This window comes from Stenotrophomonas sp. GD03819 (assembly GCF_029841665.1).
Lineage (GTDB): Bacteria > Pseudomonadota > Gammaproteobacteria > Xanthomonadales > Xanthomonadaceae > Stenotrophomonas > Stenotrophomonas geniculata.
Map to the genome: position 1 here is coordinate 20,273 of NZ_JAOCEW010000023.1, position 12,466 is coordinate 32,738.

Below are 12,466 nucleotides of genomic sequence, written 5' to 3' on the forward strand. Positions count from 1 at the left end.
AAGCCGCAATGATCCGCCGATCCCTCGCTGTTGCGCTGGCCACTGCCCTGCTGCCGTTGTCCGCCCATGCCGCCGACCTGCTGCAGGTCTACGAAATGGCGCGCAACGGCGATCCGCAGCTGTCCGCCGCCGAATCGACCCGGCTGGTCGACAAGGAAGGCGCCGTGCAGGCGCGCGCCGCCCTGCTGCCGCAGATCAACGGCCAGGCCACGCTGAACCGCACGCGCAGCGAGCCGAACGCCGACATCAACTCCGGCTCGTTCACCAACAAGCGCCGCAATTACACGATCGATGGCAGCCAGACGCTGTTCAACTGGACCCAGATCAACAACCTGCGTTCGCAGCGTGAGCTGAGCAAGGCGGCGGACTTCACCCTCGATTCGGCCAACGACAGCCTGATCGTGCGCACCTCGGCGGCCTACTTCAACGTGCTGGTGGCGATCGAATCGCTGAACGCCGCACAGACCAACGAAGCGGCCGCGAAGAAGCAGTTCGACTTCGCCGACAAGCGCCTGGAAGTGGGCCTGGCGCCGATCACCGACGTGCACGAAGCCCGCGCCCAGTACGACCAGGCGCGCGCCAACACCATCGTTGCGCAGAACACCCTGGCCGATAACTACCAGGCCCTGACCGAACTGACCGGCCAGCCGGTGGTCAACCTGCGTGGCCTGCCGGCGGACTTCCGCCCGGAAGTGCCGGCCAACCGCGGCAACATCGACGAGCTGGTGCACCAGGCCACCACCCAGAATCCGGCGCTGAAGGCGCAGGAACTGAAGGTCAGCGCCGCCGAAGCCGGCGTGCAGGCCGCCCGTGGTGGCCACTACCCGACCCTGTCGCTGGGCGGCAGCTGGGGCAAGACCGCGACCTGGGGTGACAGCACCGGCGCCGGCTCGCTGTCGCCGGACGCGCGCACCAACAGCATCGGCCTGACCCTGAGCGTGCCGATCTTCGCTGGCGGTGCCACCCAGTCCAACGTGCGCCAGGCGCTGGCCCAGCGTGACATCGCCCAGGATGGCTACGAGCAGCAGAAGCGTGCCCTGGACCGCAACACCCGCAATGCCTACCAGACCCTGGTGCAGGGCATCAGCGAAGTGGAGGCCCGCCGCCTTGCGGTAGTCTCGGCGCAGAGTGCATACGACGCGTCGCAGGTTGGCCTGGAAGTCGGTACCCGTACCGTGCTGGACGTGATCCAGAACCAGCGCATCCTGTTCTCGGCGCAGCTGGACTACGCCCAGGCCCGCTACACCTTCCTGCAGAACCGTCTGCTGCTGAGCCAGTCGCTGGGTGCGCTGGACGTGGCCGAGCTGCAGGACGTGAACCGCCTGCTGACCCAGGACGCCGGCAACCCGGCAACGACCACGCACTGAGTCGTCGCCCTGCCGGCAACCAAGAAGCCACCCGCGAGGGTGGCTTTTTTGTGGGCGGCGCGTACGGCCCGACCCACGCATGGCGCAGATCTGCCGGCCGTCAGCCCGGCCACGCGCCTGCCCGTTCCACTGCGGCCAGCACGCACAACGCCGTGGCCAGGGGCGCAAGCACCATTGCAGCACCCGGCATCGGCGCACGGACACGCAGTGTTGCCGGGCACAAGGCCGCCATCACCAGCAGGGTTGCTGGACCCGGCAGCACCGGCAATGCGCCGACCGGCGCTCCCAAGGCCAGCAGCGCCGCCGCCAGCACCACGGTGACCGGTATCAGCCGCGTCCGCAACCCGGGCGCTTCATCACCGGCCACAGGCCGGAGCTGCGCTGCCAGGTGTGCGGCCAGCGACAACAGCACCAGCAGCAGTGCTGCCAGCCCGGCCATGCCCGCCAGCGGCAGCAACGGCAGCAGCCACTGCAACTGCGGATGGCCCTGCAATGCCACCGACAACGGCCGCGTACTGGCCAATACCGGGAACTCGACCAGGCCGGCCTGCAACGCGGCCAGCATGATCAGCAGCAGCATCGCCAGCAGCAGCGCGGCCGCCAGCAGCCAGGGGGATCGCGTACGCGCCTGCCGGCCACGTCCAGGAAATCCCAGTGCCAGCCCCACACTGGCAAACACCCCCAGCAAGGGCACGCTTGCCGCCAGCACCCCGCCCGGGCCGAATCGATAGGGCGCGGTGGCATCCGGGAGCCACGGAATCCAGTTGGCGTAGTGCACGTGGCGAACCGCCAGCGCCAACAGCAACAGCCCGACACCGATCTTCACCGTCAACAACACGCAGACCGTCAGCGCGATGCGACGCGGGGGCAGCAGCACGAACGCACCCAACACCAGCAGACTGGTGACGGCCATCACCGGATCCGGCAGCGCGCTGCCGGTTTCAATACCGCGACTGGCAAACACGGCACGCGCGTGGCCGGCCGTGGACTGCGCCACGCCGGCGCTGGTCATCACCAGTTCCAGCAGCAGTGCAGCACCCAGCAGGCGCGCGGCTGCCGTGCCCCAAGCGGCCCGCAGCAGGCCGTGCAGGCCATCGGCTGCGGGCCGCTGCTGGTTCAGCACGTGCAGGCAATACAGCATCGGCGCCGTGCCCAATGCGGCCAGCAGCAGACTCAGTACGATGGCCGGCCCCGCCTGGGCGGCGGTGTACTGGCCAACCAGCGCGACCACGCTGCCACCCAGCAGCAGGGTCAACGCCACCATCGCGAAGTGATCCATTCCCAGCAGCGCGTGCCGGCCACGGCGGTGATCGCTGTCCATCGCAAGCCCTCTTGAATCCGCACAAGCGCGGTCGACAGGAGGCTGGCAGCGTGCGCCAAGTGGCGGTATCAGAATCCGTACTGTGCGCACCGCGATGTGACCACAAACACGTTCGCAGCCACGCATCCGGTCCTGCTGCGACAGGAATCCGGCTGCTAAGCAGAATTGATGCAGTCGATCACGTCAGTCGGTCCGCGTAGCATCCGCCCTGGCGGTGTTGCTGCCCGGCTCAGCTGCGCGGCGGCGGCAGGTGTGGCGCGACCAGCGCCAGCGTGCGCTGCAGGGCACCGCGGCCATTGCTGACCAGCGTGCAACCGGCACGGGCCATGTCCTCGCGCGCCTGGGCGTCGTCCAGCAGGTGCTGCAGCAGGTCACCTACCGCCTGCACGTCCTCGCCGATCAGCAAGGCACCGGCCTCTCGCATGCGCCGTGAGATCTCGGCGAAGTTGTGCAGGTGCGGACCGGTCACAGCGGCAGTGCCCATCGCCGCCGGTTCCAGCAGATTGTGGCCACCGATCGGCTGCAGGCTGCCGCCGACGAAGGCGACCTGTGCACAGGCATAGAACGGCATCAGCTCACCCAGGGTGTCGATGACGAAAACATCCGTGCCGGCCTCCGGCCATTGCTTCGCGCGACGGGTCGCCACGTTCCAGCCCTGCTCGCGCGCCAGCGCCTCCACCTTCGGGAAGCGCTCGGGGTGCCGCGGTGCCCACAGCAACAACAGGTCGGGGTGCTGCTGGCGCAGGCGCCGATGCAGGTCGATCACCGCCTGCTCCTCACCATCGTGGGTACTGGCCGCGATCCACACCGGGCGCCCGGCGGGCACGCAGGCATGGAACTGCTCGACGAAGCCCTGCACATCCGGCGTGGCGATATCGAACTTGAGGTTGCCCAGCGCCTGCACCTGTTCCCGCGCAGCCCCCAGCTGCACGAAGCGCTCGGCGTCGTCCTGCGACTGCGCGGCCACGCAGGTCACCGTGCGCAGCGCACGGCGGATCAGCGCCGCCAGCACCCGGTAACCGCGCAGCGAGCGCGCTGACAGGCGGGCGTTGAGGATGTAGACCGGAATGCGGCGGTCGCGGCAGCCGAACAGCATGTTCGGCCACAGCTCGGTTTCCAGGATCAGCGCCAGGCTGGGCTGGAAGTGGCCGAGGAAGCGGTTGACGCTGCCCGGTACGTCGTACGGCAGATAGACGTGGTCCAGCGCGTCTCCCCACAGCGCGCGCACGCGCTCCGAACCGGTCGGGGTGATGGTGGTGATGACCCAGCGGATGTCCGGACGCTGCTGGCGCAGGGCATTGACCAGTGGCGCGGCGGCGTTGACCTCGCCCACCGAGACCGCGTGCAGCCAGACCCGCGGCTGGCCGGTCGGCTGCGGATACGAGGCATAGCGCTCGTCCCAGCGCCGGAAGTATTCACGGACCCGGAAACCGCGCCAGACCAGGTGGTACACGGTGATCGGCAGCAGGATGTAGAGCACGGCCGAATACAGGCCGCGCAGGATCCATTCGACAGGGTCTTTACGCATGCGGCAAGGATACGGGAGCCCCCCGGGAAAGACACGCAGCCGGGTTGGTAGAATGGCGCCATGTCCGATGCCACCACCGCCATCCGCCCGTCGCTGCGCAATCCCCGCAACTGGCCGATGTTCACCGCCATGCTCGGCGCCTTCGCCATTGCCCGCCTGCCGTGGATGCTGCAGCGTGCGCTCGGCCGTGGCGTCGGCTGGATCAGCTGGCGCCTGCTCGGCAGCCGCCGTCGCGCCGCCGAGGTCAACCTGAAGTTGTGCTTCCCGGAGAAGGACGAAGCCTGGCGCCAGCGCCTGGTGCGCGACAGCTTCGACGCGCTGGGCGTGGGCGTGCTCGAGTGCATCCGCGCCTGGTGGGGCAGCATCGACCGCATCCGCCCACAGGTGAAGATCGAAGGCCTCGAGCATCTGCGGCAGATGCAGGCCGAAGGCCGCGGCGTGCTGCTGGTGTCCGGCCACTTCATGACCCTGGAGATGTGCGGCCGCCTGCTGTGCGACTACGTCGATCTTTCAGGCATGTACCGCAAGCACAAGAACCCGGTGTACGAGTGGGCGGTGAAGTTCGGCCGCCTGCGCTATGCCAAGGCGATGTTCGCCAATGAAGACATCCGCGCGACCGTGCGCCACCTGAAGAAGGGCGGCTTCCTCTGGTACGCGCCGGACCAGGACATGCGCGGCAAGGACACCGTGTTCGTGCCCTTCTTCGGCCATACCGCATCCACCATTACCGCCACCCACCAGCTGGCGCGGATGACCGGTTGTGCGGTGATTCCTTACTTCCACCGCCGCGAGGGCGGGAAGTACTTCCTGAAGATCGGCGCGCCGCTGGAGAACTTTCCCAGCGAGGATGTGGAAGCCGATACCACGCGGGTCAACCAGGCCATCGAGGAGATGGTGCGCGAGGCCCCCGACCAGTACCTGTGGATCCACCGCCGTTTCAAGCGCCAGCCGGGCGGGCGGAGCGATTTCTACAAATAACGGGATGCGGTGGAAGGGCCGGCGTGCTCATGGTAGTCGCCAACCTTGGCTGGCGCCGATGAACCGAGGCCGGTCCCGAGGCGCCAACCAAGGTTGGCAACTACTGCATCGGCGGAGATTCATCCGATTCGTGGGCCAACAGGCTGCCGGCGAACAACGCCGCCAGCAGCACGGTCAGGCCACCCCAGAACGCGGAATAGAACGCCAGATGCGTGTTGAGCGGGAACACGGTGACCGCCAGCGCCAGCATCGCCGGGCGGGCCCGCTCACGCGCGGCCATCGGTGCATAGCGCCAGGCCCGCCAGGCCTGGGCCACGGCTGCCAACCACAGCAGCAGGCCGAGCACGCCGGTTTCCGCCAGGATTTCCAGCACGATCTGATGGGCATGCAACGCCGGGGCATCGCCCCACACCGCCGGTTCGTCGCCAGACACGCAAGCCGGATAGGCATCGCGGAAGCCGCGTGCACCGACGCCATTGAGCGGATGTTGCTCGATCATGCAGGCCGCGGCGTCCCAGATCCGCGCACGCCCTGACAGTGCCTCGTCGACACCGCGCTCGCTTCCATCCCAGGCCAACGCCGTTCGCGCGAAGCGTTCGCGCAGCTGCGGCACGCTGGCGGTCAGCGCGCCCGCACCGAGGACAGCGACCAGCGCCAGCAGCACCAACCGTTTCCAGCCGAACTGGCGCACGCCGCTGTAGGCAAGCACCAGCGCGAAGGTGATCCACGATGCGCGCGAGCCGGCCAGCAGCAGCACGCAGCCCAGCGCCGCCGCGGCCAGTACCCAACCCGGATTGCCAAAGCGACGCGCCAGCGGCAACAACAGGAACGGTGAGAGACTGGCCAGGACCTGGCCGAACTTCAGGTTGCACGGCCCGAGTGCCCCACTGAGGCGATCGACCACGGCCGCCTCAGTGGCCGGGCACAACGCGTGACCACTCACCGCAAGCTTCAGCTGCTCAAGCGACCAGAACCACGGGCTGGTTCCGGCCACCGCCTGCACCAGCGCATCCAGGGTCCATGCGCCGGTGATCAGCGCCAGGCCACCGAAGGTCAGCCGCCTCCGTTCGGGCGTGGCCACCGCGATCGCCACCAGCCACATGAAGGGCAGGTAGCGCAGGCCGGCGGCCGCCTTCGTCCACGACGCTGCCGGATCGATCGCATCAAACGCCGAGAACGCCTGCGGCAGCCAATAGCCGAGGAACAGGATCGAGGTCAGCGCCCACGCTGCCGTGCTCAACAGGTGCGGACGACGCTGCAGTCGGCGCATGACCATGCGCGCGGCGGCGTAGACCGCGCCAAGACCGAGAATGGTTTCGGCGATGCCCGGCAACGGCCACATCGCCACGTACGCCAGCACCCACCAGGGCGCCCAGCGTCCGGCGCGGTCGTCGCGCACGGTGACGGCGGGGTCAGCCGGCGAGGTCGGCATAGAGGCGGAGGGTATCGCGCTGCATGGCCTGCAGGGTAAACGGGATGCGGGTCGGCAAGGACGGCGGCTGCGCCAGCAGGGCCAGCGCACGTTCACCCAGCGCGCGTGCATCGCCCAGCGGCACCGCGCCAGCGGGCTGCAGCTGCCGCAGCAGTTCGCCGACGCCACCATGATCCCAGCCCAGCACCGGGCGGCCCACCGACAGCGCCTCGACCACAGTACGGCCGAATGCTTCGGGCTTGTCCGACAGCTGCAGCACCAGATCGCTGGCCGCATAGGCCTGGGCGATGCGCGCGGTCGGTGTGCTGATCTGCACGGCGTCGGTCACGCCCAAAGCAGCGGCCTGCCGGCGCAGGTCGGCCACGTAGGCTTCACGGCCCGGTTCATCGGTGCCCAGCATCCACAGCTGTGCTGGCACACCGGCGGCGCGTACATCCGCCAGCAACTGCAGCGCATGAGCATGTCCCTTCAGCCGGGTGCCCCGCCCCGGCAGCAGCAGCAGCGGGCCCTCAACCTGTGCCAGCCACGGGTAGTCGGCTGCCAGCGCCAGTCGTGGCCGGCGGTCGGCGCGGGCCACGCGCGGAAACTGTGCGACATCGACGCCGCGCGGAATCACCTGCAGCCGCGCTTCGGGAACTGTCGGATAGTGCCGCTGCACGTAGTCGCGCACGCTGTTGGACACGCAGATCACGCGTTCACCGCTGGTCATCACTGCGCTGTAGCGGCTGGGCGAATTCAATCCATGCACGGTGGTCACCCAGTGCGGGCGCTGTGCGGTGGGCATGGCGCGGATGGCGTACAACCCCAGCCAGGCCGGCAGCCGCGAGCGGGCATGCACGACGTCCGCGCCAACCTCGGCGAACAGTCGGCGCAGGGTCGGCAGATGGCGCAGGGTCAGCAGCGACTTGCGGCCGATGTCCAGAGTGAGGTGCTCGGCACCGCTATCGAGCAGCGGCTGCACCAGGCGGCCGCCAGCCGACACTACCAACGCGCGATGGCCGGCGGCGACCAGGGCCGCAGCGATTTCCAGGGTCGAACGCTCGACGCCGCCGGAGTGCAGCGCCGGCAGCAACTGCACCACGGTCAATCGGCGCATCGAAGGGGCGGCCGCTTAGTCGGCCAGCACGAACACGGAACCGCAGTACGGGCACTGCGCTTCGCCGTTGGGCTCGTCTTCGATCGGCAGGTACACGCGCGGATGCGAGTTCCACAGCGCCATTTCCGGGGTCGGGCAGCTCAGCGGCAGATCGCTGCGGTGCACGGTGTAGCGCTTCTCGGCGTTGGCGGGCGCAGTGGCGGTATGGCTCATGGCGGATGTCGATGAACGGGTTGCGAGGCCTGTGATTCTAGCATCCGGGCCGCCCCGACATTGCGCCGCAACGGGTCTTTACGCGTACCGGGCCGATTCCCTGCGACCTTGCATGCCACCTCGGGATGGGGTGCCGGTGGAAATTCCCGACCAATCCTGCAGGTTCACGCCGGGAAACCACCGACAACGATATTTCCCGCATTTGGATCGAACTAAATGGCACTTGTCAGGTTGCCACGGCTGTTGCAGGATCGGGCCAGGTCGTGAACCGGCCTGCCCCAATCCGACCCGATCGCATGGCCCGCCCCCACCGGACCGGCATCGCTTCTTCCACTGCCATCCCGGCGGGAGGAGCGATGCTGTCCGTGGTGTCCGCCGATGCGGGTTCTGCCCGCCGCCTGCCCTTCCGGGAGACCCTTGCATGACCCTGTCCGATCCACGCCGCGCCCTGCTTCCGCTCGCCCTGGCCCTGGCCTGTGCGACTACCGCGATGCCGGTGTTGGCACAGGGACTGCAGACCTCGTTCGAGCCCGGCGAACCTGCCCCGTCGCAGGCCGCGGGTGCACTGCAGGTCACGATCGGCAACGGCCCTGCGGCGCCTTACGCCGCCAAGCGCAATGTGGGCTACAGCGGCCTGCATGCACTGCGCTACAGCAGCGAAGGCGGCAGCGCGCGGCGCGAGCTGTTCAAGACAGATCTGCCGATCGAGGCCGATACCACCCTGTCGTGGCTGGTGCTGCCGGAGATCGTCGGCAAGGACACCGTGGCCTCGACCTATGTGTCACTGGACCTGCTGCTGGACGATGGCAGCCGCGTTTCGGCCGGCGCGGCACGCGACCAGCACGGTATAGCCCTTGGCGCACACGCGCAGGGCGTGTCGAAGACGCTGTATCCGCAGCAATGGGCACGCAAGGCGGTGCGACTGGGCGACGTGCCCGCGCTGAACGGTCGCCGCGTGGTGGCGATCGAACTGGAGGTGGCGAGTGCCGACGGTGCACCGGTCGCCGGCTGGATCGACGACGTGCGCCTGGATGCTCAGCCGCGACAACAGCCGCAACGCGTCTCCGACTGGGTGCTGACCACCCGTGGCACCCAGGCCAACGGCACCTTCTCGCGCGGCAACAATTTCCCGGCCACGGCGGTACCCCACGGCTTCAACTTCTGGACTCCGGTGACCGATGCCGGCGCACTGAACTGGCTGTACCGCTGGAACGAACAGAACGACGCACAGAACCGCCCGCAACTGCAGGCGCTTGCGCTGAGCCATCAGCCCAGCCCGTGGATGGGCGACCGCCAGACCTTCCAGGTGATGCCCTCGGCCAGCCGTGGCGTGCCGGAGGCCGACCGCCGCAAGCGCGCGCTGTCGTTCGATCGCAGCCACGAGAGCGCCCGCCCTTACCGCTACGACGTGCGCTTCGACAACGGCATCGCCGCCGCCATCGCGCCGACCGATCATGCGGCGCTGTTCCGCTTCGATTTCCCCGAGGGCGGCGACGCCAACCTGCTGTTCGACAATGTCGATGCACGCGGTGGCCTGACTCTGGACGCCGCCACGCAGACGCTGTCCGGCTATACCGACACGCGCAGTGGCCTGTCCAACGGCGCCAGCCGCATGTACGTGGTGGCCCGCTTCGACAAGCCCTGGCGCAGCAGTGGGCGCCTCGACACCGGTCGCCCGACCGGTTACATCAAGTTCGATGCGGGCAGCGACCGGCGGGTGACCATGCGCATCGCCACCTCGTTGATCTCGGTGGAGCAGGCGCGGCACAACCTGGCACTGGAAATCGCCGCGGCCGACACGCTGGAAAGCGTGTCCGGCCGTGCGCAGGATGCATGGGACGCACGCCTGGCCCGCTTCGACATCGGCGATGCCAGCGACGACCAGAAGACCACGCTGTATTCCAGCCTGTACCGGCTGTTCCTGTACCCGAATTCCGGCCATGAGAACGTGGGCAGCGCCGCCGCACCGGAGTGGCGCTACGCCAACCAGGCCAGCGCCAGCGATGACAACACCGAGGGCAGCGCGACCCGCAGCTACGCCGCCGTGCGCGACGGCAAGGTATTCGTCAACAACGGCTTCTGGGACACCTTCCGCACCACCTGGCCGGCCTATGCGCTGTTCACGCCCGACGATGCCGGCCAGCTGGTGCAGGGCTTCATCGAGCAGTACCGCGCCGGCGGCTGGATCGCGCGCTGGTCGTCGCCGGGTTACGCCGACCTGATGGTCGGTACCAGCTCGGACGTGGCATTTGCAGACGCGTGGCTGAAAGGCGTCGGCGGCTTCGATCCGGCAGAGGCCTACGCGGCCGCGCTGAAGAACGCGACCGTAGTCCCGCCTGACCGCCACGTCGGCCGCAAGGGCATGGACCGCTCGACCTTCCGTGGCTATGCCAGCGCCGACGTGCACGAAGGCATGTCGTGGACGATGGAAGGTGCACTCAATGACTTCGGCATCGCCAACATGGCCGACGCCCTGGCCAAGCGCGCGACCTCGCCCGCCGCACGCGAACGCTACAGCACCGAGGCCGACTACTTCCGCCACCGCGCCGCCAGCTACGCGACGATGTTCGACCCGGACGCAGGCTTCTTCCAGGGCCGCAAGGCCGATGGGCGCTGGCGCGTGGACGCCAAGGCCTACGACCCGCGCGTGTGGGGTCACGACTACACCGAATCCAACGGCTGGACGTTCGCGTTCACCGCCGCGCACGACGGCGAGGGCCTGGCGGCGCTGTACGGAGGCCGCGAAAAGCTGGCGGCGAAGCTGGATACCTTCTTCGCCACACCGGAAACCGCGGACCCGGCACTGGCCGGTTCCTACGGCGGCACCATCCACGAGATGACCGAAGCGCGCGACGTGCGCATGGGCATGTATGCGCACAGCAACCAGCCGGCACACCACATCCCGTGGATGTACCTGTACGCCGGGCAGCCGTGGAAGACCCAGCAGCATGTGCGCGAGATCCTGTCGCGGCTGTACGTCGGCAGCGAGATCGGCCAGGGCTACCCGGGCGATGAGGACAATGGCGAGACCTCGGCGTGGTACGTGCTGGCCTCGCTGGGCCTGTACCCGCTGCGCATGGGCGCCCCGGAGTACGTGATCGGTTCGCCGGCATTCCGTCACGCGCGGGTGGAACTGCAGGGTGGCGCGGTGCTGACCGTGAACGCGGCCAACAACTCGCGTGAGAACGTCTACGTGCAGTCGCTGAAGATCAACGGTACGCCGTGGACGAAGACCTGGGTGCCGCACGACCTGATCGCCAAGGGCGCGACCCTCGACTTCGTGATGGGCCCCCGTCCCTCGCGCTGGGGCAGTGGCGTGGACGATGTGCCGCGCTCGTTGACCCCGCGCGGCCAGGGCCCCCAGCTGCTGCACGACCTGCTCGGCAGCGGCACCAAGGCGACGCTGGCCGATGGCCGTGCCCTGCCCGCGCTGCTCGATGACGATGCCGGCACGACGGTGGGCCTGGGTAGCGGCGCAACCATCGCGCTGACCGGCCTGGCCGAGGGCACCCCGACGATGTACACGCTGACCAGCGGCGACGGCCGCATCCAGGGCGGTGAGTGGACGCTGGAAGCGCGCAACGGCAGCGGCAGCTGGGCCGTGCTCGACCAGCGCAGCGGCGAAGACTTCGAATCCGCCCGCCAGACCCGTCCATTCCGGATCGCCAAACCCGGTCGTTACAGCGAGTACCGCCTGCGCCTGGCGGCACCGGCACGGCTGCCGCTGGCGGAGATCGAACTGCTGGCGGCCGGCACCGTACAATGAGCGGCATGCGCTTCCGTCTTCTGCCCTTGGCCCTTGTTGCCCTGTCCTTCTCCAGTTTCGGCCAGACCCAGGCGTTCGATACGCAGCTGACCCGCGACGGTGTGACGCTGAACTACCAGGACGCCCGTGGCGCGCTGGCCGCGCCGCAGCGCAAGCGTGTGATCGATACGTTCTTCTTCGCCTATCTGCGCGAACGTGCGGACTTCCATCCGGCGGCGCCGTCGATGGTGCGCATCGTGATCGATCCGGCCTACACCGGCATCGCCTTCGTCGGCGACAAGGACCACGCAGCGACGATCACCATCAACCCGGGGTGGCTGGCGCAACACCCGAACGACATCGACCTGGTCACCCATGAGGCCATGCACATCGTGCAGGGCTATCCGGGCTACGGCGACGCGCGGGTACCGGGCTGGCTGGTGGAAGGCATCGCCGACTACGCACGCGACCGCTACGGCATGGACAATGCCGCCGCGGGCTGGGCACTGCCGGGCAAGGTCGAGAAGGGACAGAACTTCGACAATGGCTACCGGGTGACCGGTGCGTTCCTGAAGTGGGCCGACGCCGAACACCCGGGACTGGTGCTCGCACTGGACAAGGCCCTGCGCGACGGCCGCTATGCACCGACGCTGTGGCAGAAGCACACCGGCAAGGCCCTGCCAGCGCTGTGGGCGCAGTACGCCAAGCCGCGTTCGGATGCACCGCCGCCGGCCCCTGCACGCCGCGGCAAGCGGCACTGAGCGCCCACGCACTTTACGTTCGCCG

Annotated in this window: 9 protein-coding genes; 4 read left to right on the forward strand and 5 right to left on the reverse strand. The window is 68.5% G+C overall.

Annotated elements, in window-relative coordinates:
• Nucleotides 1–8: 8 nt before the first annotated feature.
• A complete protein-coding gene (locus N5D45_RS14550; RefSeq protein ID WP_010480790.1) occupies nt 9–1,367 on the forward strand; it encodes a TolC family outer membrane protein in 1,359 nt (452 codons plus the stop codon).
• Nucleotides 1,368–1,467: 100 nt separating this feature from the next.
• Here the strand turns inward: N5D45_RS14550 and N5D45_RS14555 are convergent, their stop codons facing one another.
• Both N5D45_RS14555 and waaA read right to left on the reverse strand, forming a co-directional pair.
• Nucleotides 1,468–2,688, reverse strand: a complete 1,221-nt coding sequence (locus N5D45_RS14555; protein WP_279939211.1) for an amino acid transporter — start codon at nt 2,686–2,688, stop codon at nt 1,468–1,470.
• A gap of 229 nt (nt 2,689–2,917) precedes the next feature.
• Nucleotides 2,918–4,216: a lipid IV(A) 3-deoxy-D-manno-octulosonic acid transferase gene (gene waaA / locus N5D45_RS14560; RefSeq protein ID WP_049413335.1), complete on the reverse strand. Its 1,299-nt coding sequence runs from the start codon at nt 4,214–4,216 to the stop codon at nt 2,918–2,920.
• A gap of 60 nt (nt 4,217–4,276) precedes the next feature.
• On the opposite strand from waaA, the gene N5D45_RS14565 reads away from it, so the two are divergent.
• On the forward strand, nt 4,277–5,194 hold the full coding sequence (locus tag N5D45_RS14565) for an LpxL/LpxP family Kdo(2)-lipid IV(A) lauroyl/palmitoleoyl acyltransferase (protein WP_197656915.1): 918 nt from the start codon (nt 4,277–4,279) through the stop codon (nt 5,192–5,194).
• A 100-nt stretch (nt 5,195–5,294) separates the two neighbouring features.
• On the opposite strand, the gene N5D45_RS14570 is transcribed toward N5D45_RS14565, so the two are convergent.
• From N5D45_RS14570 to N5D45_RS14580, 3 genes are read right to left on the reverse strand one after another with little or no spacing between them, the layout of a single operon-like run.
• On the reverse strand, nt 5,295–6,626 hold the full coding sequence (locus N5D45_RS14570; protein ID WP_197656914.1) for an O-antigen ligase: 1,332 nt from the start codon (nt 6,624–6,626) through the stop codon (nt 5,295–5,297).
• Nucleotides 6,607–7,722, reverse strand: a complete 1,116-nt coding sequence (locus N5D45_RS14575; RefSeq protein ID WP_057503961.1) for a glycosyltransferase — start codon at nt 7,720–7,722, stop codon at nt 6,607–6,609. Before N5D45_RS14575 ends, N5D45_RS14570 begins: the two co-directional genes overlap by 20 nt.
• A gap of 15 nt (nt 7,723–7,737) precedes the next feature.
• A complete protein-coding gene (locus N5D45_RS14580; protein WP_005410967.1) occupies nt 7,738–7,935 on the reverse strand; it encodes a zinc-finger domain-containing protein in 198 nt (65 codons plus the stop codon).
• Nucleotides 7,936–8,356: 421 nt separating this feature from the next.
• On the opposite strand from N5D45_RS14580, the gene N5D45_RS14585 reads away from it, so the two are divergent.
• Together N5D45_RS14585 and N5D45_RS14590 are read left to right on the forward strand one after the other, a co-directional pair.
• Nucleotides 8,357–11,701 (forward strand): GH92 family glycosyl hydrolase, encoded by a 3,345-nt coding sequence (locus N5D45_RS14585; RefSeq protein ID WP_197656913.1) that lies wholly within the window; start codon nt 8,357–8,359, stop codon nt 11,699–11,701.
• Complete coding sequence (locus tag N5D45_RS14590) at nt 11,698–12,441, forward strand: basic secretory protein-like protein (RefSeq protein ID WP_279939214.1); 744 nt, start codon at nt 11,698–11,700, stop codon at nt 12,439–12,441. The genes N5D45_RS14585 and N5D45_RS14590 overlap by 4 nt, the downstream gene beginning before the upstream one ends.
• The last annotated feature ends 25 nt before the right edge of the window (nt 12,442–12,466 follow it).